This window comes from Sporosarcina soli, assembly GCF_042655805.1.
Lineage (GTDB): Bacteria > Bacillota > Bacilli > Bacillales_A > Planococcaceae > Sporosarcina > Sporosarcina soli.
The window spans coordinates 127,399-152,638 of record NZ_JBHSNO010000002.1 but is presented as its reverse complement, the minus strand read 5'-3'; the positions used below and the strand labels follow the sequence as shown (position 1 = coordinate 152,638).

The window sequence follows — 25,240 nt, the reverse complement described above, 5'->3', positions numbered from 1 at the left end:
TTCCCATTACGCAAGTAAGTAAGATCCCTCAAAGAAGATGAGGTTGATAGGTCTGGGGTGGAAGCGCGGTGACGTGTGGAGCTGACAGATACTAATCGATCGAGGACTTAACCTTGATTTAAAAAGGGCATGGTTGTCCCTGATTTTGTACAAACCAATGTTGGTTTTATCCGGTTTTGAGCGAACAAGCTCAAAGAGTCTGGTGCCGATGGCGAAGAGGTCACACCCGTTCCCATCCCGAACACGGAAGTTAAGCTCTTCAGCGCCGATGGTAGTCGGGGGTTTCCCCTGCAAGAGTAGGACGTCGCCAGGCTTGTACAATTCATTACATGATTGACAACTTCATAGATGAAATAGTACCCAGGAGGATTAGCTCAGCTGGGAGAGCACCTGCCTTACAAGCAGGGGGTCGGCGGTTCGAGCCCGTCATCCTCCACCATTTATTTGCCGGTGTAGCTCAATTGGTAGAGCAACTGACTTGTAATCAGTAGGTTGAGGGTTCAAGTCCTTTCGCCGGCACCATTTTTGAGCCATTAGCTCAGTCGGTAGAGCATCTGACTTTTAATCAGAGGGTCGCAGGTTCGAATCCTGCATGGCTCACCATTATCAAGACTTGCCATGCCAGACAAGTCATGACAAACGATGCGGGTGTGGTGGAACTGGCAGACACGCTAGACTTAGGATCTAGTGCCTTCGGGCGTGGGGGTTCGACTCCCTTCACCCGCACTTTCATTGTTGTATAGCGCCCGTAGCTCAATTGGATAGAGCGTCTGACTACGGATCAGAAGGTTATGGGTTCGACTCCTGTCGGGCGCGCCATTAATATTATTTCGGAAAGTAGCTCAGCTTGATAGAGAACTTGGTTAGTGACAAAGAGTCGCAGGTTCGAGTTCTGCAAGCGGTCCACCAGTAACTATATTTTTACGGAGGAATACCCAAGCCTGGCTGAAGGGATCGGTCTTGAAAACCGACAGGGGTGTTAAAGCCCGCGGGGGTTCGAATCCCTCTTCCTCCGCCATTTAACTTAAATGGTGAAACTTTATAAAAAAGAATAAGTGCGTAGGATTTTAAATAGCCTATCAATTAATATTGTCGCGGGGTGGAGCAGTGGTAGCTCGTCGGGCTCATAACCCGAAGGTCGCAGGTTCAAATCCTGCCCCCGCAACCAAATGGTCCCGTGGTGTAGCGGTTAACATGCCTGCCTGTCACGCAGGAGATCGCCGGTTCGATCCCGGTCGGGACCGCCATTTATTACCAAAATACATAAAAGTGGCTCAGTAGCTCAGTCGGTAGAGCAAAGGACTGAAAATCCTTGTGTCGGCGGTTCGATTCCGTCCTGAGCCACCATGAAATTGCGGGTGTAGTTTAGTGGTAAAACCTCAGCCTTCCAAGCTGATGATGAGGGTTCGATTCCCTTCACCCGCTCCAATTTAGGGCCTATAGCTCAGCTGGTTAGAGCGCACGCCTGATAAGCGTGAGGTCGGTGGTTCGAGTCCACTTAGGCCCACCATTCCGCAGTAGCTCAGTGGTAGAGCAATCGGCTGTTAACCGATCGGTCGTAGGTTCGAATCCTACCTGCGGAGCCAATAACTTGGGGAAGTACTCAAGTGGCTCAAGAGGTGCCCCTGCTAAGGGCATAGATCGCGTAAGCGGTGCGAGGGTTCGAATCCCTCCTTCTCCGCCATAAGTTTGGCCCCTTGGTCAAGCGGTTAAGACACCGCCCTTTCACGGCGGTAACACGGGTTCGAATCCCGTAGGGGTCATACAAGAAAAAGTATTCTATCAAGTTATTTATAAACTTGATAGAATACTTTTTCTATTTTATCAAACTCTATAATCTGTTAATCGTTTATCTACGACCATGCAAGAATTAAGCTTATTGATCCTCCGCCTGCTTACAAACATGACGCAAACAATCAAAGCCTCTTTGATATGTTCAAAGGCATATAAAGCCATCCAAAAAGTTTGTCTTAGTTAAGAGAGGACCGAGATGGACATACCGTCGGTGTATCAGTTGTCTTGCCAAAGGTATTGCTGGATATCTAAGCTGAAAGCATTTAAGCATGAAGCCCCCTACACCCGAAATGAAATTTTCCGTTACGCAAGTAAGTAAGATCCTTCAAGGAAGATGAGATTAAGAGGTTTGAGGTAGAATTACGGTGACGTAAGGGGCTGCTGCCGATGGCGAAGAGGTCACAACTGTTCCATTCCAAACACGGAGGTAAAGCTCTTCAGCGCTGAGGGTAGTAGGAGGCTTTGCCCTTGAGAGTAGGACGTCGCCGGGAATATGCCACCCCCTGTGGTGATGTTTCTTTGTTTTCATATTTAAATATAATTATCGTTGATAAACCGTAAGCCCCCAATCAAAACACGCATAGTTTTTCAAAGCATCTCTTCGTATGATCAATATATCAATCAAAAGAGATGCTTTCTCATGCCGTACAAACCGTTGTCCCTGTTTCACTGCATCCGATCGCAAATACGAATCTACGCGTGGAGGGACGATTCATTCGAACAATTATGAGGGAGCTGGCCGGCCGATGAAACACAGGATTAAAGCGGTGAGCAATTTGGAAGGCGTTGAATTCTCCAATTGTAGGGTGCATGTGCGTCGGTACTGACTCAAGGCTGACAGCAAAAATGGCCGGATCGGCGTGGCGTATTGCGACCGGCTTTATCTGTTGGAGCGAATGTTCAAGAATTTGCCTCCGGGCAAAAAGGCAAAAGCAAAGGAAAAAGCAGTCGAAACCGATTGTTAAGGAATTCCTTCAGTGGGTGGAGCAATCTCCTTTTTACGGGTAAAGTGCGCTTGCTACGACAGCGGAGTATACATTGAACCGGGTGAAAGGGCTACGGGCATTCTTATATGACGGCTGGGTGCGGAAAACAAAATAGACCCTACATTGGATGAAAATCGAACGTGTGAGCTATTCGTACTGCGTGCCATACACTTTTTATATTTCAGGCTTACACTCAACTATTTCTTTTGTCTAAGATTGTCCAAATTCAATCGTCACCTTTAATTAAAAAGATTCGCCATGACGAAACCGATTGTTATTTGTAGGAGAATACGATTTGGCGTGTCAACAATTGATTAGTTTAGAATTAATGGGACAGTTTTATTTCTATTATCACCTACGAAATGGAAGTAGGTAAATGCGATTCTGAAAAGAATAATTGTATTAAGTGAATCCAAATTGGCACTTAGAAGGTTTGAAATTAACTTTAGCCGGTACCTAACCGTGTTCTTATGAATAAATAATTTTTTTCCCGTATTTTCTACGTTAAGATTACATTCTAAATAGGTATATAATGTATTAAATAGTTCAGATTTGTTTTTATTGTCATATGCAATAACTTTTTGTAAGGTTTCATTATAGATTTGTCTAGCTTCTTCAATGGATTCTTCTGAAAATATGATCCTTTCAAGGTCTAAATGTTCAAAGTTGGTAAAAATAATTTGATCTTCACGAACTTGATTTTCTTTTGAAATTACCAGGGATATTCTGGCTTCGCGATGGGCTTTAGATAGTTCTAAAATGGAATAAGGACGACTAGTCCCGCATTTCATTTTTATTGTTGAATAAATGGTAGCTATGAAACTGAACAGTTCTTCTGTGGTTGATTCGAAAATATCCTCTGGTATAAGAATAATAAAGTTACTGTCATAATTCTGCCCTACTAAAATTCGGTTTAGATCAATCTTCTTCATGGATTTAACCTTATTGATCAGATTTTCTTTAAAGACTTCTTTTTCGTGCTCAATGTGAATCAGTAATAAACGATAATCATTTGCCACCTGGAGATCAAAGTTTTTCATTTTGTTTTGGACATAGTATTCAGACTCAAATGAGTTATTGAGCAGTTCCAGAATAAAATCATTTAGATGCCTTTGTTCAATAGCTTTAATTATATTCTGGTGCTCCACTTCTAAGTTTGCAATAATCGCGGCCTGTTCGACCGCAATTTTTATTTTCGGAGTAAGCTCGTTAGCGTCTGACCAAACAAATATACCGCCTTCAAGTGTATTTTTTTCATTAATCCATTTAATTGTAAATAAAGTCTGCTCGAATTTTACTGTTTGGATTTGATTGCTGATTCCATTAAAAGCGGTGCTGATCAAATAATCCAAGTTGATATTATGATTTGGTTTTTCAGGATAATCGATTCTCAAGTTCATTTTTTTGAAATAAATGGTTAATGGCATTTTGATGATGCTATAGAGTACTTCGGCTAATTGCGGAATATCACCTTTATTCTTCAGATGGTTATGGAACTTCTCGTAAATATTATTCAGTTGATAGATTTCATCATCTTTTGCTTCCGAAAGTGCATTGGTAATTTCCAATAAAAAATCGGACCAAGCTGGTTTATTGTTCAATTTAATAATTGGAAAGTTATTCTCGCACGCATACTGTTGGATTTCCTTCGGTAAGTAAGGAATATGCCTACCAATTTTAACTCCCAGGCCGAACGCCTTCCTATCAATCAGCCCCTCTATAAATTCGTAAAACTTTACTTCCCAATCATTTGTTCCCGAAGCGAAATAACCGGTTGTTAAAATAAAGTCTCCCTCTTTTATCCAATGGCTTCCATCAGGCGAGTCAATAAAGGTAACATTCCTCATTAGAGACCTTAAAGGACTGGTCGTCAATACTTTCGACTCCTGGATTAAATTTAACTCCATTAGTTTTTTGAATAGCATTCCTTTCACCTCTTTGGTCAAAAGTACAAGAAAATCCCTATTTGTTTGTAAACAAGTCTAATTATATCTGATATATAGTTTTTTTAACAGATAAATAGACAAAAAAATCTATCTTGTCTGAACCTTCTGGAGGTGTATCCATTATGAATACCAAGAGAATGGTTGAGCTTTTGCAAAGGATGGTGAAGGTTAACACCGTTAATCCTCCAGGTGATGAGCAGAAGTTAGCCGAATTCATTTGCGATTTCATATCAGACCAAGGTTTGGAATGTCAGTTGCATCAGGTGGTTGAAAATCGCTCAAATATTATCGTAACTTTAAGGGGGAAAGATCCAACACTAAAAAAGCTGTATTTTAGTGGACACCTAGATACAGTCCCAATCGGTGAACAGCCTTGGACAGTCAATCCTTTCGGTGCAGAAATAAAGAATGGGCGAATCTATGGTAGGGGAACAACGGATATGAAAGGCGGAGTGGCTGCTCTTCTCGAAACGATGTTGACATTGAAAGAAAGCCAGTTCTCTTTAGAACAAGATGTTGTGTTCATAGGAACAATTGGAGAAGAAGTTGATTGTCTAGGGGCCCGAACAGCAGTTGAAAAGGGTTTAATCGAAAATCCTGGAGCTATATTGATAGCTGAACCGAGCTCTTTGGACTTATATGAAGGTCATAAAGGTGCCTTGTGGCTTGAAATTAGGACCTACGGAAAGACAGCACACGGCTCAATGCCCGAGGAAGGCATTAATGCGATTGATTCTATGATGTATATTCTAAACGAACTCCCAAAATTGAAATTAGATGATGTTGATGATTTATTGGGAATGATGAGTTCAAGTATAAATGTCATCAATGGGGGTGTTGCTACGAATGTAGTTCCTGATTATTGCACAATAAACTTAGATTTTCGTACCGTCACAGCTTCACAAAACCTCAAAATTCTTAATGAGATTAAAGCTATTATTGGTAGGTTGTCAGATACAAAAGTTGGGTTCGAATCAGAGTATGCTGTTCTTCAGAATCTTGAACCATTAACAAACAAAAATGAAAGCGCTTTTATTGAAAAGCTCCGACAGACGAATCAAAAGAGCAAACAAAATCGAAGTGCAAAGTACTACACAGATGGCTCTGTATTTAGAAAGCATTTTGATGGCCCGATTTTGATTTTTGGAGCGGGTGACCCTGCTTTGGCACATCAACCGGATGAATCGATTTTGATCAATGATTTAGAAAAATCCGTAGAGTTTTATCTTCAGTTAGTAGATATTTATCAAGAAAATAATATAACAATGGAAAAGGAGTTGCATTTTAATGAATGAATTCAACAATATGGAGTTTATGGCAAAAACAACACTTTATACAGGGTCAGGAAGTCTTAAATTTTTGAAAGATGCAATCGCTAAATATGGTTGGGAAGGGAATATTCTATTTGTAACAGATAAAGGGATTGAGGGAGCTGGGATACTTAGAAAAGTTATCGATAGTCTTCCAGGTATTCAAGAAAAATCGAAGACATTTAATGACGTAAAACCAAACCCTAGTGTTACTGCGACAAATGCTATCTATGAAAAGCATAAAGATGATGGCATTCAAAACATTATTGCAGTAGGCGGTGGTAGTGTTATTGACACTGCTAAAGCTTTAGCAGTGCTATTTACAAATGGTGGGTCCATTGACGATTATTTTGGCTTTGATCTTTACTCGAATGAGCCGTTACCAGTATTCGCAGTGGCTACGACAGTAGGGACAGGTAGTGAAGGTGGACATGCAACTGTTATCACTGTGGACAATAGCGACTTAAAAACCAAACAGCTTGTATTTGGAGAAGCTCTTTTCCCTAAAGCAGCGATTCTCGACGGTGAACTGTTACTCGGTATGCCAGGTTCACTTGTTTCATCGACTGGTATGGATGCTTTGACACATGCGATTGAAGGATATGTTTCACGCAATGGTTCCATCGTGACGGATGCTTTAAACCTTCATGCAGTGAGAGTCATCGGTGAAGCTATTTTAGAAGCTTCGTCTGATACAACTAATATTTCAGCGATGAATCGGATGATTCAAGCAAGCACAACGACCGGAATTGGAATGTCAAACGGTGGTCTTGGTCTTGTTCACGGAATATCTCATGCAATCGGAGCTCAATATGATGCACCTCACGGAATTGTAAACGCTATACTGCTTCCATATGTCCTTGAATACAACTGGATTGCAAACCCTAAGAAGTTCGCAGATATCGCTCAGGCACTACGAGTAAACACTTGGGGAATGTCTGTCGAAGATGCAGCAAAGGCCGGAGTTAAGCGGGTGAAGGAATTAACGAATGAAGTCGGAATTCCTGCAAAATTAAGCGAGATTGGGGTAAGTGAAGATAGCATCGAGATCCTTACGGATATTGCATTCAATGACGAACTATATATGGGAGCAAACCCACGTCGCGCTACAAGAAAAGACATTAAGGACATTTTGACGAAAGCAATCGGATCTAATCGCTCAAACGAACAATTAAGTTCAGATAAAGAAAAAGTAGCAGTAGGCAGTGCGAACTAATAAAAATTTTAAAAAGGGGAGATTCACTTGAATTCAATGCAAACAATACAAATTTCTAAAGTCGTATCGGATTTTCTGAAAGAAGAAAAAAAGCTATTTATCGATGGGGAATTTGTTTCGTCTTCGAATAACAAAACATTTCCAACACTGAATCCTGCAAATAATGAAGTGTTGACAGAAGTTCATGAGGCTTCAGATGAAGACATAGAAAATGCTGTTCATGCAGCAAGAGAAGCGTTTGAAAATGGTCCATGGTCAGCGATGACACCACTTGAACGTGGCGACCTACTTTATAAACTGGCTAACCTTATTGAAGAACATCAACAATATATTGCAGAAATTGATAGTTTGGATAATGGTAAACCAGTTTCAGAAGTCTTGGAAAACGATTTACCAAATGCCGTCGGACAATTTAAATACTTCAGTGGATGGGCAAGTAAGTTGGTTGGTCAACACATACCGGTTAACGGTAATTACTTGAATTATACTCGCCATGAACCTGTCGGTGTTGTTGGCCAAATTATCCCTTGGAATTTTCCTTTCATGATGGCTGCTTGGAAACTCGCACCTGCTCTTGCCACGGGTTGCACAGTAATCTTAAAACCGGCAGAGCAGACGCCATTGTCCGCACTTTACTTGGCGAAATTAGTTCAGGAAGCTGGATTTCCTAAAGGTGTAATAAACATTGTAAATGGTCATGGTGAAACGACAGGAACTGCTCTTGTAAAGCATCCATTGGTTAATAAAATTGCATTCACAGGTTCTACAGAAGTAGGAAAGATTATTATGAAGGAAGCAGCCAATACGATGAAGCGCGTTACTCTTGAACTTGGCGGAAAATCACCGAACATTATTTTAGAAGATGCCAATGTAGAAAAGGCTGCAAAAGGTGTATTTGCTGGAATTATGTACAATCAAGGCGAAGTATGTAGTGCTGGATCAAGAGCCTATGTGCATTCAAGCATTTATGATGAGTTTGTGGAAAAACTAGTTAATCTTACGAAAGAAGTAAAGCTTGGAAGTGGATTGCAATCTGGTATTACGATGGGATCACTTGTTTCGCAAGAACAAAAGGATCGTGTAATGAACTATATTGAAGTTGGAAAGTCGGAAGGGGCTAAGCTCGTTTGTGGTGGAGGGGCTTCAGAGCAAGGATGTTTTGTAGAACCAACAATTTTTGCAGATGTCGAAGACGATATGCGAGTTTCTAGAGAAGAAATTTTCGGGCCGGTATTAGTCATCTCGAAATATGATACTGATCGTGAGGCAGTCGAGCGTGCCAATGATTCTGCATTTGGGCTAGGAGCGGGAATTTGGACAGAAAATATTACGAAAGCACATAATATTGCAAATAAGCTGAAATCTGGCTCTGTTTGGATTAACTGCTACAATGCTACTGACCCGGCATCTCCTTTCGGCGGATTTAAAAATTCAGGTTTTGGTAGAGAAATGGGATCATATGCATTAGAGAATTACACCGAAGTCAAAAGTATATGGGTTAGTTTGGATTAAAAATTAATAAAAAACTTGTAACTACAGTCCTAAAAGCTAGTAAAATTTCTTTTTACTAGCTTTTGTTTTACAAAATTATAGGGATTAATAGGGGTGAGCGTAATGGTTGTAAAATATATAATGGTTTTCTTATTATTGGGTGTCCTCATAATGGTCTCTTTCGGTACTCTAAGGAAAATGAAAAGCTATCAAGATTATAATCTAGCAGGCAGGAACACGGGGCTTTTTGCACTTACCGGAACATTAGTAGCAGCAGAATTTAACACGGCTACGTTAATAGGGGGGGCTTCGGTGGCTTTTCTATTTGGAACGGTTGGGTTGTGGTATACTTCTTTAATTTTCATCGTAGTATTTCTAGTATACGCTTTTACTGTATCTAAGAAGTACAGGAGACTGAATATTTCGACCATACCGCAGTATTTCGATAAGCGTTTTAAGAATGAAAAAGGGAGCGAAGTTATTCGTTTTCTAAGTGCGACAATTACTTTGTTTTATACTTGGTTAGCGCCAGCTTCCTATTTGGCTGGTCTTACTGTAATTGGAAGCGTACTATTAGGTGTGAATCCTATAATTTTTTCTGTAGCTCTTGTCATAATTTGTTTATTGCTGAGTGTGACAGGTGGACTTATGACTGCAATTGGAATTGATATTGTTGCTTTTGTGCTCATTCTAATAGGCATACCGGCAATTTTACTTATTGGTTATAATGCAGCTGGAGGTTTTGGTAACTTATCACAAGTTTTTGAACCTAAGTTACTCTCTATGGCTCCTGTGTGGGATACAGATGTAAACTTTGCAACAGCAATGACTTGGGGACTACAAATTACCTTCCTTTATATTGCTGCACCTTGGTATGGTCAGCGGATTTTCTCTGCTAAGAATGAAAGTGTAGCTTATAAAGCAATGCTGCTAAACACATTCTTCATTGTAGCTCTTTACGGAATCGTCGTAGTTGCCACTATGCTTTCAAAAGTCGTATTCCCAAATCTAGCTTATCCAGAGCAGGCTCTTCCTCTTTTGATTAACGAATATGCGAATCCGTTTATCCAAGGCTTTCTACTTGTGACTCTTCTAATGGTAGGAATTAGTACAATGATTGCGGTCTGGAATTCAGCAGTATCAATTGCGGTAAATGATATAGTGAGTCGATATTGGGCAAAAAATAAAAGTGATAAATATAAGATAGGTATTTCAAGACTTTTCCTACTTTTAATTGCCGTTTCGACATTAGCCTTAGGCATTATGTTTATAGGAAATATCCAACATTCACTTCTATTTCTATCTACGTTTACGGGAATGGTAGCAATACCGATCTTAATGTCTTTGTATTGGAAGAAATATAATAGCGTTGGTGCAATATCAACGATGGCCGTAGGGTTAATCTATTGTACCCTAGGTATTATACTTGGTTTTCCAATGCACTTCATCAGTCCAATCGGTGTGGTATTATCGGCAATTGCTGGAGTTGTAGTTACACTTGCTACAACAAATGATTCAAGGTATAAATCGAATAATGAAGAGTTTTTCGAGATAATAGAAAGTAAAGAAAAGATTGTAGGAGAGGTACAACTAAATATCGTTGAATAGTGGTTGTTCAGCGTAAAATCGTGGTGAAAAACTAAAATTGCGACGATTGTTTGAAATGACTATGTTTACTTTAATAAGACGCCCATTTCGGAAAGAAAACTGCTGAGCGGCGGTTTTCTTTTTTTATCCAAGTGTAAACACTAAAATAGAAATATTATAAACAATAATGGGAGCTATTTGATAATTTTTATAAAACATTTATGGCTAAATAGTTTATGAAGATTTTCTATATTTGTTAATGGACAATAGCCTATTTACTTATTAACTTAAGTTGATAGATTCAAATCAATACTTTATTACACACTTACAACGGTCATTTAGAAAGAAATCAATATTGAACATCGATTATTTAGACCTATTTCTTCTTTGTAAAGGGCATAGGAATTTTCTATTTAAAAGAAATTACAATAAAGATATCCACTCCCGGTTAGGTTCCATGCAAGTTGTAAATCAAACGAAACTACCTCGCTTAAAGATTTTTATTAGTAAACGCTCAAAGCATACACCTTAAACGTTGTTGAATCCAATGTTTTAGGTGTTTTTTTTACTGCCAAGAAACTGGTTGAATTGATTTCAAGATATAATTTTATGCACAGTTATCTTCTTAGACATAGCAATTAACACATGCGGAGGAAAGCAGGGCACCCGGTTTAAAGAGTAGTTCTTCCGTTTCGCTTGAAATTCTCTTATTTCTTGGATATTTCGTATTAAGAATATTGGATAAATGAAATGTTTTATTCCCTTTTAAAAAATGTGGTTTACAACCATTCATTTATCTGCTAATATTCAATACAATAAATAGTTTGAAAAATAAAACTGTTTATTATTTAAAATACGAAAAATATCAAAGGTTGAAAAGGGGCGATAAATAAAATGGAGGCTACTGATTTTAGATTAAAACCGAAAGTGGAAAAGTTCTTGAAAGATTGTATTGGTCTTTATATTAACGGGGAATACGTACCAGCGCTTAGTGGAAAAACATTCGATGTCATTAACCCTGCTACTGAAGAAGTCATTGCACAAGTGAGCGAAGCGCAAACGGAAGATATCGATATTGCCGTTCAAGCTGCAAGAAAAGCGTTTGACGAAGGTGAATGGTCAGAAATGGAAGCGGCTACACGTTCACGTCTTCTTTATAAGTTTGCTGATCTTTTGGAGGAAAACCGTGAAGAGCTTGCGCAACTCGAGAGCCTTGATAATGGTAAGCCCTATCATGTCGCTTTAACAGATGATATTGATGGATCCATCCAACATTTCAGATATTATTCGGGTTTCGCAACGAAAATACAAGGAAAAACGACACAAGTATCCCCGGAATATGTATGTTACACGACGCATGAACCTGTTGGGGTTGTAGGACAAATTATTCCATGGAATTTTCCTCTATTGATGGCTGCTTGGAAGCTAGGATCTGCCCTAGCAGTCGGTTGTACAGTTGTTATTAAACCAGCAAGTGAAACACCGCTTACGCTACTCTATATAGCAAAATTATTTAAAGAAGCTGGCTTTCCAGACGGTGTAGTTAACATCACACCTGGTGCTGGTCGTGTAGTTGGAGATGCAATTGTCACGCATAAGTATGTGGACAAAGTGTCATTTACAGGGTCAACAGCTGTCGGAAAAGAAGTCATGAAGAAAGCGGCAGATCAAATCAAGGGTGTCACGCTCGAACTTGGTGGTAAATCACCTGCAATCATCCTAGAAGATGCCAATTTAGAAGAGGCAATTGAAGGGGCATTTAACGGCACGATGTACAACCATGGACAAAACTGTAGCGCATGTACACGAATCTATGTTCACCGCAAACATTATGAACGAGTGGTACAAGCATTGGCAGAACGTGTGAACAAGTTGAAACTAGGACCAGGTTTGGATCCGGAAACAGAGATGGGCCCCCTTGTCTCAGCGAAACAGCAACAAGCAGTTCTTCGCTACATTGAGCAAGGGAAAAAAGAAGGCGCGCGGCTTGTAACAAACGAAAAAACATTTGATAAAGGTTATTTTGTGCAACCAACAATTTTTGCAGATGTAGAAGATGATATGACCATCGCACGTGAAGAAATCTTTGGCCCAGTCATGTCGGTTTTGGTTTTTGATACGGTTGAAGAAGTCATTAGGAGAGCCAATGATAGCGAGTATGGATTAGCTGCTAGTGTTTGGACAGAGAATATAAAAACGGGTCATTATATTACTCGTAAACTACAAGCGGGAACGGTTTGGATTAACGACGTTGGTCTTGAGTGGGAGACGATGCCGTTCGGCGGATATAAACAATCGGGTATTGGACGCGAAATGGGTGGAGAATATGGCTTGGAGAATTACACAGAAGTAAAAAGTGTTTATGTGAATATTAAACGAAAATAGATTGGAAAATGTAGATTTACCATACATTCACCAACAATTATGAGGGGGATAACTATGTATAAACCATTTGGAATGATTCCGGCTTTACCAACACCTTTGAATGAGGATAAAAGCATTGACTTTAAGGGGCTTGAGCAATTGATCGAACACCTGATAGACGGGGGCATGCACGGTCTTTTAGTGGGAGGAAGTACTGGAGAGTACTCCCTAATGAGCATGGAAGAACGAAAAGAAGTCGTTAAATTTGTGTGTGAAACAGCAAACGGTAGAGTACCGGTTATGGCAGGAACAGGATGTCATCGTACAGAAAATACAATCAACTTGACGCAATATGCGGCTGAAGTGGGCGCGACTTCTGCTTTGGTCATTAATCCTTATTATATGACAACAAGTAAACAAGGAATTATTGATCATTACAAGGCGGTAGCCGAAAGCACGAGCATTGGAATCGTTATCTATCATTATCCAGACGCGACAGGCGTTGAACTTGATCCGGAATTGATTTATGAAATTAGTCAAATAGAGGGCATTGTCGGTATTAAAAATACGGCAGACGGACAGCACACTTCTAAACTGATTGCATTGACAAAAGATAATCCAAACTTCGCGGTATTGACAGGATTTGAACATCTAATTCTACCTACATTAGCACTAGGGGGACAAGGGGCTATTGGAGTGGTCCACAACTTGGCTCCGAAAAAACTGGCGAAACTATATGATTTAATCGTCAATGAAAACAACTTAAAAGAAGCGACCACATTAAATCAGGAACTGATGGCTTTATATAATGTCATTGAAGAAGAAACGATTCCGGGAACAGTGAAGGCTGGCTTGGAAGCACTAGGATTACCAGGGGGACCAAGTAGATTACCACTCGTGCCTGCTTCTGACAATTACAAATTAAAGATTAAAGCAGTCTTAAGTGAATTAGGGGAACTAAGATTGAAACAACTCAACTAAGTAAATGCACAAGGGATGGGAGGAAATCGAATGAAAGATGTCATTATAATAGGCGGCGGACTGGCTGGTTTGTCTGCTGCTTGGCGCCTAAAACACCATGATATTTTACTGTTAGAATCCGATAATCGTGTGGGCGGTCGTGTACGATCGGAACGTCGGGGAGATTATTGGTTAAATTGGGGAGGACATCTCTATGCTGGAGCTGGTTCAGCTACAGATGAATTATTTCAATCGGTTGGAACAACTGCATTACCTGTACCTGGAATTTTATCCGCCATGCATCTGAATGGTAAGTTGCTGTTAGGGGGACGAGTTGAATTATATCCATTTAGAGTCCCGATGTCTTGGAAGTCTAGATTTGCGATGATACGCGCAGGTGCTAAAGTGCGTGCAGCTGTCGTCAAGTATAGCAAAATAGCAAAAAAACGTCCGGCAGAAGACTACCGAGTTCAACAACAACGAGTGTTAGAATTTATGAGTGATCGAACGTTTGCCGAATTTACGGGGAAATTACCGCCAGACGCAGATGCGATTTTTAGACCAACCGTCAGCCGTTCGACTGGCAGTCCGGAGACAATGACAGCTGGATCTGGAGTGGGCTATTTCAACTTGATTTGGGACAAGAGTGAAGGGCTATCGAGAAATATTGTTGGGGGCCCTTCGACACTGACGAACACGATTGCAACAACATTAGGCGAACGAGTTCAACTCAATGCACAAGTGTTAGAGGTTCTTCAGAAAGAAGACTCTGTTGTCGTACGCTATATGCAAGATGGCGTGGAGCAAGTGGAGGAAGCGCGTTATGCGGTCCTTGCAACGCCTGCCCCGATTACCAAAAAAATAGCGGTAAACATTGACCCAGAAATCGCGGACGCACTTGGTCAAGTTACCTATGGTCCACATGTCAGTGCAGCATTTTTAACAAATGAAACAGAGCCTCAAGTTTGGGATGATGTCTATGCTTTTGCTACGCCAAAAAGGTCATTTGACATTATTCTTCATCAATCTAATCTAGTCCGTTCAATGGAAACGAAGAGGCAACCAGGCAGTAGTATGATGACATTTTCACCAGGGGAAAGTGGGCGCCGACTACTTGATAACACAGATGAGGAAATAACTCAATACTATTTGAAAGATTTAAATGAAATATTTCCTGGTTTTAGCGATCATGTAGTGGAGGCTCAAGTTAAAAAGTTTCCACTAGGATCCGCTTATATTTTCCCAGGTCGTGAAAAAATACAGCCCATTCTAACGAAATCTGCGGGACGGTTGTTTTTAGCAGGCGATTATTTAGGCACGCTTTATACTGAAACAGCCATTCAAACAGGATTTACTGCAGCACAAGGTATTAATAGCCTGCTAGAATTTGAATTTGTTGAGTCCAAAAAAGAGCGGAAAATCGAGGTTTTGATATCTAGTTAACTTGATTCAGCAGAAGTCCCCACTTCCATAAGTGGTGAGATGAATGCCAGAATGCATTTCTAAAGGGGAGTCCAAACTCCCTGCTGATTCAAGTTAAGCCTCTGGCGGATGTCACAGATTTTGAAAGGAGTTAATTGAGCAAGCGCAATTCAAAATCTGAACGCAATTACGCCGAGGCGTAATTGATTAAGCATGGTTTCCTCTTTATTCAGCAAATGTTTTTGTACTAAATTCGTAGCGGCAGCTACAGAGAACTCCCGCTAAATGAATAGGATAAGGCAACCGTTGCCCATCGAACCATTCGCTATTCGATCGGCAACGGTTGCCAGTACCATCTCCTGTAGGCTGGCAGATGTCGTATGGAAAAAGACTATAACCTCAATTAATGTAAACGCTTACCGAGAAGCTAAATTGAAAAATTAATTTAATAATTGGAGGAGAGGTTTATGAATAAGGTTCGGACGATGGAAGATCTGCCCATAAGTAGATTCCATTATAAAATATTTGCCTACGCCAGTGGAAGTACATTCATCGATGGGTATATTATCGGGATTATTGCGGTAGCACTTTCTGTCATGCATACCCAGTTTGATTTGTCTGTGACCATGACGGGGCTAATAGGGATGGCAACTCTAGCGGGTATGTTTGTAGGTGGAATAATAGGCGGCTATCTCACAGACACTATTGGCCGGAAAACGATGTTTCTCATCGATATGCTTGTCATGCTTATTGTGTCCATTCTTCAGTTTTATGTTAATGATCCTAGTCAGTTGGTACTTTTACGATTTATTTTAGGGATTGCAATAGGGGCAGATTACCCAATTGCGGGAGCGTTGATGGCAGAATTTTCACCGAAAAAAAATCGAGGTTCTTTACTTGGAGGACTTAATGGATTTTGGTATGTCGGTTACGCCAGTTCCTTTTTGGTCGGTTACTTGTTGCTCTCGTTAGGTGATACGAGCTGGAGATGGATGCTTGCAAGCAGTGCGGTCCCAGTAGCCATCATGCTTTTGGCACGTTTAAATATGCCGGAATCTCCGCTTTGGCTGGCTAGCAAAGGAAAAGAAAAAGAAGCAAACGCTCTTGTTCAGAAAATATTCGGGGAACATGTCATCATGTCGAACGAAGCAAAGACACAGAAGAAAACCACCTTTTTGGATATGTTCAGAAATGGATATGGAAAATGGATATTTTTTGTGTCGGCTTTCTGGTCGCTTTCAGTCATACCTACATTTGGTATAGGAACCTATATCCCTGAAATCCTTGCACAATTTGGTTTTGCTGATGGTTCAAGAGAATATCTTGGATCAGCAATCATTAATATAGTCTATCTTATCGGTTTACTTCCTGCTCTTTATTTAGTTGAAAAATATGGAAGGAGACCTACGCTCATCTTGCCATTTTTAATATCGGGAATCGCTTTAATCGTACTTGGAGCAACCTCTGGATTGAATACACCATTTGGTCTAATCCTATTGCTCTTTATAGTCTATGGGACGTTTAATACGGCGATGGGAGCCCATCAATGGATCTATCCGAATGAACTCTTTCCAACTCATATTCGCGGTACAGCAATGGGTTTTATCACAGGAGTGACTCGTTTCGCTTCTGCGATTGGAACGTTTGTCTTTCCGTTCTTTTTGGGGAATTTTGGTTTGGCAGCTACGCTGTATATTTGTGGAGGTTTGCTTTTCCTAGGATTTTTAATTTCTCTTTTCATGGCTCCGGAAACTAAGAATATGAGCTTAGCACAATCCAGTTCCATCAACAAATCCGGACCTTTAAAGCAAGGTAGCTTTGTATCGAACAAAACTGCTAATGGTATAGGGGGGACTTTTAGCGCAGCAGAATCGAGATTAAGAGAAAAATAATCGACTTGTACCATCGACTAGTCATCTACCGGCTCATCGGATAGGTGACTTTCATTTTGTAGGACTAGTTATGACGCAAAACAATAAAAACAAAAATGTCGTTTTGCTTTAATCGTAATTGTCTCGAAAAATAAATAAAATCATAAAGTTTTGACGAATGGATTTGGCGTATAACTGAATAGGGAAGTGAATGATATGGGGAAACTGTCGAGTTTCAAAGTTTATATCATGACAATTGCTGGCGCGGCATGTTGGGGACTAATTGGTTTATTTATTGCTCCATTATATGAACGGGGGTTCACGGCTTGGGACGTGGTCGCCGTTCGAGCCATTTTTACCTTTACAATCTTAATTATAATAATGGCTGTATTTTATCGTGCTCAGTTGCGTACCAGATTAAAAGATCATATTTTCTTCGCGGGTGCGGGAATTATTAGTATCGCTTTCTTTAATTTTTTTTACTTTGAAGTTTTTTCTCAATCGAGTATATCCCTTGCAGTAACGCTTTTATATACAGGTCCTTTGTTTGTAACAATTCTGTCCAGGCTCTTTTTTAAAGAACCGTTGACTATTCGTAAAGGCTGGGCACTTGCTCTTGCGATTGCAGGATGTGCATTTGTTGTCGGTCTACTGCCACTCGGCCAAGAAGGTATACCTATGAAAACTTTGTTAATAGGGATCTTATCCGGATTTTGTTATGCATTGTACAGTATTTTTAGTAAACCTGTAACGAAACGGTATTCTGCATTGACAATTACTACATACACATTCCTTTATACGAGTATTTTCATGTTATTAACAAGTGAAATTATCAGAAAGACTGATCAATTTCAATATGTAGACGTTTGGATAGCAGCGGTATTGTTAGCGTTAGTTTCTACGGTTGCAGCTTTTGTGTTGTACACTTCTGGATTAAAATATTTAGAAGCTAGTAAGGCTTCCATTCTAGCAACAATAGAACCTATCGTTGCAGTAGTGACTGGCGTACTTTTTTTGGGGGAACATCTGCTAGCGTGGCAGGTGTTGGGAATCGCGTTGGTTTTGTATTCCGCGATTCTTGTTGCGGGCGGACGGTCTGAAAATAAGCCGATTAGATGAACAAATTAATCCTTTCACACGAACATACATCATTTGAGAACATTGATTTTGAATCCGCAATGTTCTTAAATATAAGATATAATGGACCTAAGATAGATTAATTCTGTGGGATTATCTATATCTTGAAGGTGAGAAGGGGATTTAAATGAGTTTATCTAATGAAACAACAACTATTCATAAAATCGTTACGATCAAAGATTCTTTACCCAAAAAACAAAGACAGTTATGCGACTATATCCTGAAAAATTATCAGTCGATCGGCTTGATAACTGTTAAAGAACTTGCCGATAACGCCAAAGTTGGCATTTCAACTGTCATGCGTACGCTAGATGCTTTAGGATATGAAAATTTTAATAACTTGCGAAAAGATCTTTACGATGAATCGGTTCCTTCCGTCTCAAAATGGGCATTGAAGAAATCTTTTACAGAAATACGAAATGAAGAAGGAAAGGTTCCAACATTAGTACAGGTTTGGAAAGAATCGGTTAACCTGTTAAACAAATCATTAGACGCTACTTTAGTAGAAAGCTTCGATAATGCAATTGATTGCCTTTTAAAATCCAGTTATATCAATGTTTTGGGGACTCGACCGTATAAAGCAACTGCATTATATTTTGAGCAGTTGCTTGGAGAATTTTATCCTAAGATCAGGCAACTTAGCCATGACACGGAAGTGATGTATGACAGGATTTTGCAATTAGAAAAGGATGAAACGTTAGTAGTTTTTGCATTTGAACCCTACACTGTTCGAATCATTGAAGCTGTTAAGTTAGCTCATGAATTAGGCAATCGTATTCTATTGATAACCGACCATATCTCATGTCCAATTATTTCATATGCGACTGTAACGTTAAAAGTGGAAGTTAGTAAAGAACAATTTTCAGTCATACCGATTATGGCATTGATAGATGCATTGGTCATTGAGATCGGTAAACGGACAGCTGAACAATCGATTGAGAAGTTGAAAAGGCTTGAACAAACACTTGCGGAAAAGAACATTACATTTACTTATTAATTCTAATAAGCATAATGAAAAACATTTATTACTGCCAAAAAATAATGCATGGAAGGCAATCTAAGTTCGCCAAAGCGCAATCGATAAGGAGGAGTTTTTTATGACTTTACACACGATGCCATGCTACACCTGTTAGTACTAGAAAAGTTGGTGAATCAATGGAACAAGTAATAAAAGAAATATGGTCCCGGAGTAATCAATATAAGGTACAAATTATCAAACGCAAGGATGGTTTTTTTTCAACAGTAGCTTATTTGTGGGTGGAAGAAGATGGATATGAATATTGGAATCCTATAAAAAAAGGACTATCGTTGATAGAGACAGAGGAAAGTGCAGTGGCGTTAGCTATAGAGCATTTAAGAGAGTATTCTGGGGAAAATAGTTGCCTCTGATAACGGAGGTAGCTATACTAAGCTGAATGCCGAAGTTAATAGTAAAAATATCTTATTGAAACAGGCTATGCCATGGAGAGCAGGCAAGGGGCGGGGAATCTGGTTTTAGCAATCACATTACAAGGCATGGATTATATAAAGAATAAATAATTGCATATGTTAAGGGATTATTAGAGGAACGCCCATCTGGGTGTTTCTTTTTATTTAGTTCTAAAATCCTTATCGACTATTGAAACTGGTTCTTTTTGTCGTATAATAGTATAGTGTGATTAATAGGTCTAAGGAGATAGTGGAATGGAGTTTCAAGAATTATTAAATAAGATCCATCAAAGTGTAGATAATATGGACTTAATTTCGGCTAGAAAGTATATCGAGGGGAATATAGAGGAATTATCGGCTAACAGACATAAGCTTCGAAGAAATGCGAGGGAGTTGTTAGATTTTCTCTTAAGCAAATCTGAAGGAGAGGCTGAACCTTTAGGTCGCCAGGAATTGCATGCAATTAACATAATAAATACGTATGCTACTAGGTTCGACATAAGAAGTTTGAAACGATCAGTCGAAAATAACACAAATTTACTAATGAGGGAAGATATTAAATATTACTTGAATACAGACGCCAAAATTTTGTTAGAGGGAATGAATGCAATTCAGGTAAGCTAATAATTTTCTCATTTTAAATCATTCAGGTGTATTAATTCTAGAGGTTCTGTTCTCATAAATTCGGATTGTTTCTAAGTTATTTCCACGCTGGATAAAATTACAACAATGAATAAATTCCTATGCTTGAGAGATAATAATACTGTTAGGAATATCATTCATTGGAGGTTTCTCAAATGAAAGGAAAATATTTAGCTTTACCATTGGCGGTATTATTACTGTTAGGCGCTTGCGGAAAAGACAATGACCGAGATAGTAATGACAGGGAAGTGCAGGATCCATTGTTGCAAGACAGTGGGGAGAATGATATAGGCACGTGACAATGTAGGATAACGTGTCTCAAAAGATTTGTTTAACTATATTACACAGTTCAGAACAACGTCCACTTGGGCGTTCTTTTTATTTTCGGTTGCGGAAGTTGAAACAGGGGTACAATTGGTAGTAAGATGTTTCATTGCTCTCTTGGTAAAAGCAGGTGCGCGTGAAATTTTAAAAATTGCCGGAGAAGGGTAAAGCGAAGTAATTGGAGGAATCCCTTCTCTTTTGTAGAATAGAAAAAGAAGGAGGGGTATTATCAATGATGAATGAAAAAGTAAATAAGCTATCGGATATGCTGTTACAAAGCCTTTACGACTATCACTTCGCTAATAACGGAGGAAGCTACACTTTACCTAAAGCTATGCTGAATGCCGACGTAACTAGTAAAGCAGCTATTGAACATCTTATTGAAAATGAATATGCCGTGGATAGTGGACAAGGGTCGGATAATTTAGTCTTGGCAATTACACCGAAAGGTATGGACTATATAACGAATAAATAACTGCATACATTTAAGTGAGTAACAGTGGAGCGTCCATAGAGACGTTCTTTTTTATAAACAAAGAAAGAAGGGAAAGTCAGGTGACGCGGTTGTTTTTCGAGTTTTGAAGGTTTTTTGAAAGCAGCACCGCTATCATGCGGTCGTTCATGACCAAAAGTTGGAACTCAACTGTGAGCATGTCGAAGATTATAAAAATTGACTGTTATTTACTGATTGGTATAGCGGTAGCAATCGAATATTAGGTTGTATAAATTGATATTAAAAATGGTCGGTTATAAATGGACTTTCTGTAAATTAACGGTTTTTCTGATTTTTAGAAAATATTGAATCTATCCCATTTACCAAATGAAATTTTTAGTGTATCCTTATCATTACACAGTTCTTTTTTATTGGATTTGGACAGGAACTACCTGTGCGAACCATTATGAAGAACTTTTTATTTTGTGTTTTTATTACTTCAGAATATTTTCTTAACATCGAATTTTTGTTTTAAGGGGAAATTTTTGGATATGCAAGGATTATGATTTAAGACTATTCAACTTAGCCATTAACTAAATATATTTTGAATAGTTGATAATCTCGTGGGTTTAATTGGTAACTCGAAAAAAATGGTGTCAAATTGCTTAATAGGCTCAAAAGAAGAAAGCATTTATAAAGTAAAGCGCCAATGCTGTATGCCGCAATGAGCCGATATGATTGTTTAAAGGAAGTGGGTAAGATCAAACTATCAATGGGCAAAATATTTTTTGCATATTTCCTCCTCCCTTTTTTTCTGGGGATTTTTATTTTAAGTACCTCTACCTCATTTGCAATGGAAAAAACATATAACATTGCAGGAGACCGAGATTTACCGCCTTTTTCATACATAGATGAGGATGGAACACTAAATGGTATCAGTATAGATATTATGAAGAAAATAGCTAGCGATAATGGCCTAACATTTACCTATATCCCAATGAGCATAAGGGAAGCTGAAAAAGCTTTGAAAAATGGAACGATTGATGCGATTGCCGGCATGACTTATAGTACAGGAAATGATGAGTGGTTTGATTTTTCGGATTCATACTTTACAATGTCTAATTCCCTCATCATACCAAAAGAGAAAGAAGGCATTATCCGATCAATTACTGATATTCGTGATCAGCGTGTGGTATTGGAAGAACGCACGCCAGTCCACAACATGTTGCTCAATATGCGAAATTCAAATCTAACAATTATAACAAAGCAATATGATGGTCTCGAAACCTTGCTTAATGGTCATGCGGATGTATTTGTCGGGAATAAATGGACCGCGGCTTTTTATTTAAAAGATTCCCAACAGGAAAAAAAAATCGTGATCCTTGAAGAAGTGATAGAACCAGCTGATTATACAATTGCAGTGAAAAAAGGCGACGAAGCGTTGTTGCTAATGATGAATAATACACTTGATACTTTGAAGGCGAAAGGGGAAATTAATTCAACAATTCATAGATGGTTAATGCCACAATCCGACGCTCAGATCACTCAACTAAAGCATTTCATCTTTCTGCTAAGTCTTGTGGTAATGGCAGGTGCACTTGTCATTTTGTTCATCTACAAATGGAATCAACGGCTAAAAAAAGAAGTGAATACCCAGACGCAGAAACTTATGAATTTAAATATGCATCTGCAAAAACAACGACAAGTAGTTGCTGATAATAATGCCTTTAAAGAGCAAGTATTGAATAATATCGATACAGGTATTGTTACATATGGCCTTAACTTTAAGATAACAAGCTTTAATGCTAAGGCGTTGGACGTGCTTGGTCTATCAGTTCATCAAGCTGACAACCTTCAAGGTTCCCCTCTACTTAACCAGCTATTTCACCAATATAAAGTTGGGACTGAACGGAGAGAAAATCCAACTATCCCAGATACTTTGGAAATTAACGAGGGCACACGGCAAAAGTTAATATCCTATCGCGTCATTCAAATGTTTGATTCTCAAGAAAAGCAGACAGGTTATTTGCTGTCTATGAATGACGAAACAGAGAAGAAGAAGCTCGAGCATAAACTTAACTCACAGGAGAAAATGCATGCACTTGGACAACTTGTCGCCGGGGTTGCACATGAAATTCGTAATCCTTTGACGTCGATTAAAACTTTTATTGATTTGCTCCCGAAAAAATATAATCAGCCTAAATTTCGAGAATCGATTATTGAACATTTGCCTGCCGAGGTGAGCAGGTTGAATAAAATTGTAACGGATTTACTTGACTATTCACGTCCGCGCCCACCTAAAAAGCAAAGATACAATACTGTAGACGAACTTACTTCTTTGCTCTCTTTTCTTCAAATTACTATAGAGAAGAAACAAATTGTCCTTGAGCAATATGTTGAGAAAAATCTGGTTTTTTATATTGATCCACAGCAAATACGTCAGGTCCTCTTAAACTTAATATTAAATGCCATTGACGCCGTTGAGGAGACAGAAGAGAAAAAAATTACGGTTACTATAGAAAAAGAAACGGGGAATACAGGGAAAATTACAATATCCGATACAGGGAAAGGGATAAGAAAAGAAAGTATTAATAGAGTATTTGAACCTTTTTATACAAATAAGGAAAAAGGAATTGGATTAGGTTTATCCGTATCCTACAAGTTAGTTAAAGAAAATAACGGTGATATTCAAGTGCATAGTCAACCCAATCAAGGCACGATATTTACAGTATTATTACCATTGTTCGAAACGGAGGGGACAAAAAATGAAATCTCATATATTGATAATTGATGACGAACCTGCTATTTGCGTTTCTCTAAGTTTTGCTCTTGAAGATGACTATCGAATTACAATGACTAATCATCCACAGGAAGGCATTAACATCATTGAAAAGGGAAATATCGATCTAGTTTTACTTGATCTCAACTTGGGAAATTACAGTGGGCTGGACATCCTTCAAGAAATTAAGAAAAAAGATCCCTCTATTACGGTTATAATGATGACTGCATATTCATCTATTGAAACTTCTATAAAAGCTATTAAGCAGGGAGCCTATTATTATATTGAAAAGCCAATAAATATTGAGGAACTCCAGTTACTTCTATTGAAAGCACTTGAATTTAAGGGGCTATCATCCCGAGTTGAAACGCTTACTGAAGAACTGGAGCAGAGGATTGGTTATAAAAACTTTATTGGTAAGAGTAAGGAAATGTATCGTGTTTTTTCGTTGATTGAGCGCATTAAAAACATTGATTCAAATGTACTTGTAATTGGTGAAAGTGGCACAGGAAAAGAGCTAGTAGTTCGGCATATACATGATGGTGGGAAACGGAAAAGTGAACCGTTTGAAGTTGTAAATTGTGCTGCCATTCCCGAAGCATTACTTGAATCAGAGTTATTTGGCTACGAAAAAGGAGCTTTTACCGGAGCAACGCAGCGAAAACTTGGTAAATGGGTAGCAGCTAACGGAGGCACACTATTCCTAGATGAAGTAAGTGAGATGCCTTATGCGCTTCAAGCAAAATTATTACGCGTTTTACAAGAGCGTGAAATTACGCCATTGGGTTCCAATACGAAAATTCCGTTAGATGTGCGGATTATTTGCGCCACCAATAAAAAATTGGAACAGATGGTGAGCGAGGGGACTTTTCGCGAGGATTTATATTTTAGACTAAATGTCATCCCGCTTCCAGTTCCTCCTCTAAGGGAAAGAAAAGAAGATTTACCCCTTTTGATAGATTATTTCTTAGAAAAATATTGTTTAGAAATGAAAAGGGAAAATAAACATTTTTCAACAGATGCCTACCGACTTCTACTCGAATATAATTATCCCGGCAATGTACGGGAATTAGAAAATATTATTGAATATGCAGTTGCGTTATCCGAAGATGACAAGATTTTAGATATGGATTTACCAATGTATATACTGGAACAACAAGTAGTTTTTTCAACTTCTGTAAACATTGAAAGGAAAGAAGGCATTCATATTCCAGTGGGTATTTCAATGAAGGAAATTGAAAAAAAGATGATTGGGGCAACTCTTGATTATTATGGATGGAATCGACAAGATACTGCCAAGGCCCTGCAAATTTCAGAACGTGGTCTCCGCAATAAAATTAAAGAGTATGAAATAAAAGAGTAGCACAGAAGAATGTAGAATTATATGCCGGCAAACTTTTCCTGTTCAAGGAAAAATTTGCCGGTTTTTCTTTTGGACACACGGATATCTGTGTATTTTAATGATTTTGAAGATTGGTACGGTAATTGCAATATAAATAGAATAAGGAGGTGCATAAAAAGTGAATATTTATGATCAAGGCTATATTGCT

Annotated in this window: 17 protein-coding genes, 14 tRNA genes and 3 rRNA genes; 33 read left to right on the top strand and 1 reads right to left on the bottom strand. The window is 38.9% G+C overall.

Features of this window, described 5'->3' with window-relative positions:
* The 17 genes from ACFPRA_RS03755 to rrf (ACFPRA_RS24980) all read left to right on the top strand — a co-directional run.
* Nucleotides 1–115 (top strand): 23S ribosomal RNA (locus tag ACFPRA_RS03755); the annotation flags it as partial.
* A gap of 83 nt (nt 116–198) precedes the next feature.
* Nucleotides 199–313, top strand: a 5S ribosomal RNA gene (gene rrf / locus ACFPRA_RS03750).
* Between the two features lie 50 nt (nt 314–363).
* Nucleotides 364–439: transfer RNA gene (locus ACFPRA_RS03745), tRNA-Val, on the top strand.
* Between the two features lie 7 nt (nt 440–446).
* A tRNA-Thr gene (locus ACFPRA_RS03740) sits at nt 447–522 on the top strand.
* A 5-nt stretch (nt 523–527) separates the two neighbouring features.
* A tRNA-Lys gene (locus ACFPRA_RS03735) sits at nt 528–603 on the top strand.
* Between the two features lie 41 nt (nt 604–644).
* Nucleotides 645–726, top strand: a tRNA-Leu gene (locus tag ACFPRA_RS03730).
* Nucleotides 727–742: 16 nt separating this feature from the next.
* Nucleotides 743–819, top strand: a tRNA-Arg gene (locus tag ACFPRA_RS03725).
* A gap of 106 nt (nt 820–925) precedes the next feature.
* Nucleotides 926–1,018, top strand: a tRNA-Ser gene (locus ACFPRA_RS03720).
* Nucleotides 1,019–1,093: 75 nt separating this feature from the next.
* A tRNA-Met gene (locus tag ACFPRA_RS03715) sits at nt 1,094–1,168 on the top strand.
* A 3-nt stretch (nt 1,169–1,171) separates the two neighbouring features.
* A tRNA-Asp gene (locus ACFPRA_RS03710) sits at nt 1,172–1,247 on the top strand.
* Nucleotides 1,248–1,271: 24 nt separating this feature from the next.
* Nucleotides 1,272–1,347: transfer RNA gene (locus ACFPRA_RS03705), tRNA-Phe, on the top strand.
* A gap of 7 nt (nt 1,348–1,354) precedes the next feature.
* Nucleotides 1,355–1,428: transfer RNA gene (locus ACFPRA_RS03700), tRNA-Gly, on the top strand.
* 5 nt (nt 1,429–1,433) lie between these two features.
* A tRNA-Ile gene (locus ACFPRA_RS03695) sits at nt 1,434–1,510 on the top strand.
* A gap of 1 nt (nt 1,511) precedes the next feature.
* Nucleotides 1,512–1,586 (top strand) — tRNA-Asn (locus tag ACFPRA_RS03690).
* A gap of 7 nt (nt 1,587–1,593) precedes the next feature.
* Nucleotides 1,594–1,684: transfer RNA gene (locus ACFPRA_RS03685), tRNA-Ser, on the top strand.
* 7 nt (nt 1,685–1,691) lie between these two features.
* A tRNA-Glu gene (locus ACFPRA_RS03680) sits at nt 1,692–1,763 on the top strand.
* 408 nt (nt 1,764–2,171) lie between these two features.
* Nucleotides 2,172–2,285: ribosomal RNA gene (gene rrf, locus ACFPRA_RS24980) — 5S ribosomal RNA — on the top strand.
* An 809-nt stretch (nt 2,286–3,094) separates the two neighbouring features.
* On the opposite strand, the gene ACFPRA_RS03675 is transcribed toward rrf (ACFPRA_RS24980), so the two are convergent.
* A complete protein-coding gene (locus tag ACFPRA_RS03675; RefSeq protein ID WP_381430913.1) occupies nt 3,095–4,705 on the bottom strand; it encodes a PucR family transcriptional regulator in 1,611 nt (536 codons plus the stop codon).
* A 143-nt stretch (nt 4,706–4,848) separates the two neighbouring features.
* On the opposite strand from ACFPRA_RS03675, the gene ACFPRA_RS03670 reads away from it, so the two are divergent.
* The 16 genes from ACFPRA_RS03670 (at nt 4,849) to ACFPRA_RS03595 (ending at nt 25,053) form a co-directional block, all read left to right on the top strand.
* Nucleotides 4,849–6,021, top strand: coding sequence for a M20 family metallopeptidase (locus tag ACFPRA_RS03670; protein WP_381430911.1), 1,173 nt, complete (start codon nt 4,849–4,851; stop codon nt 6,019–6,021).
* Entirely contained in the window at nt 6,014–7,252 is a 1,239-nt protein-coding gene (locus tag ACFPRA_RS03665; protein ID WP_381430909.1) for an iron-containing alcohol dehydrogenase, read from the top strand. The genes ACFPRA_RS03670 and ACFPRA_RS03665 overlap by 8 nt, the downstream gene beginning before the upstream one ends.
* A gap of 36 nt (nt 7,253–7,288) precedes the next feature.
* Nucleotides 7,289–8,764, top strand: coding sequence for an aldehyde dehydrogenase family protein (locus ACFPRA_RS03660; RefSeq protein WP_381430921.1), 1,476 nt, complete (start codon nt 7,289–7,291; stop codon nt 8,762–8,764).
* Between the two features lie 102 nt (nt 8,765–8,866).
* A complete protein-coding gene (locus tag ACFPRA_RS03655; RefSeq protein ID WP_381430907.1) occupies nt 8,867–10,351 on the top strand; it encodes a sodium:solute symporter family protein in 1,485 nt (494 codons plus the stop codon).
* An 873-nt stretch (nt 10,352–11,224) separates the two neighbouring features.
* The gene (locus tag ACFPRA_RS03650; protein WP_381430905.1) at nt 11,225–12,715 is read left to right on the top strand and encodes an aldehyde dehydrogenase family protein; all 1,491 of its coding nucleotides are present in this window, start codon (nt 11,225–11,227) and stop codon (nt 12,713–12,715) included.
* 54 nt (nt 12,716–12,769) lie between these two features.
* Nucleotides 12,770–13,675, top strand: a complete 906-nt coding sequence (gene dapA, locus ACFPRA_RS03645) for a 4-hydroxy-tetrahydrodipicolinate synthase (protein WP_381430903.1) — start codon at nt 12,770–12,772, stop codon at nt 13,673–13,675.
* Nucleotides 13,676–13,705: 30 nt separating this feature from the next.
* Nucleotides 13,706–15,097: a flavin monoamine oxidase family protein gene (locus tag ACFPRA_RS03640; RefSeq protein WP_381430901.1), complete on the top strand. Its 1,392-nt coding sequence runs from the start codon at nt 13,706–13,708 to the stop codon at nt 15,095–15,097.
* Nucleotides 15,098–15,543: 446 nt separating this feature from the next.
* Nucleotides 15,544–16,968, top strand: coding sequence for an MFS transporter (locus ACFPRA_RS03635; protein ID WP_381430899.1), 1,425 nt, complete (start codon nt 15,544–15,546; stop codon nt 16,966–16,968).
* A 195-nt stretch (nt 16,969–17,163) separates the two neighbouring features.
* Nucleotides 17,164–18,066, top strand: a complete 903-nt coding sequence (locus tag ACFPRA_RS03630; RefSeq protein WP_381430896.1) for a DMT family transporter — start codon at nt 17,164–17,166, stop codon at nt 18,064–18,066.
* 145 nt (nt 18,067–18,211) lie between these two features.
* Nucleotides 18,212–19,081, top strand: coding sequence for a MurR/RpiR family transcriptional regulator (locus ACFPRA_RS03625; RefSeq protein ID WP_381430894.1), 870 nt, complete (start codon nt 18,212–18,214; stop codon nt 19,079–19,081).
* A 158-nt stretch (nt 19,082–19,239) separates the two neighbouring features.
* The gene (locus tag ACFPRA_RS03620; protein ID WP_381430892.1) at nt 19,240–19,473 is read left to right on the top strand and encodes a hypothetical protein; all 234 of its coding nucleotides are present in this window, start codon (nt 19,240–19,242) and stop codon (nt 19,471–19,473) included.
* Between the two features lie 294 nt (nt 19,474–19,767).
* A complete protein-coding gene (locus ACFPRA_RS03615) occupies nt 19,768–20,136 on the top strand; it encodes a hypothetical protein (protein WP_381430890.1) in 369 nt (122 codons plus the stop codon).
* A 173-nt stretch (nt 20,137–20,309) separates the two neighbouring features.
* Nucleotides 20,310–20,453, top strand: a complete 144-nt coding sequence (locus ACFPRA_RS03610; RefSeq protein WP_381430889.1) for a hypothetical protein — start codon at nt 20,310–20,312, stop codon at nt 20,451–20,453.
* A 257-nt stretch (nt 20,454–20,710) separates the two neighbouring features.
* On the top strand, nt 20,711–20,953 hold the full coding sequence (locus tag ACFPRA_RS03605) for a hypothetical protein (RefSeq protein ID WP_381430888.1): 243 nt from the start codon (nt 20,711–20,713) through the stop codon (nt 20,951–20,953).
* Between the two features lie 682 nt (nt 20,954–21,635).
* Nucleotides 21,636–23,702, top strand: coding sequence for a transporter substrate-binding domain-containing protein (locus tag ACFPRA_RS03600; protein WP_381430886.1), 2,067 nt, complete (start codon nt 21,636–21,638; stop codon nt 23,700–23,702).
* Entirely contained in the window at nt 23,677–25,053 is a 1,377-nt protein-coding gene (locus tag ACFPRA_RS03595) for a sigma-54-dependent transcriptional regulator (RefSeq protein ID WP_381430884.1), read from the top strand. Before ACFPRA_RS03600 ends, ACFPRA_RS03595 begins: the two co-directional genes overlap by 26 nt.
* Nucleotides 25,054–25,240: the final 187 nt, after the last annotated feature.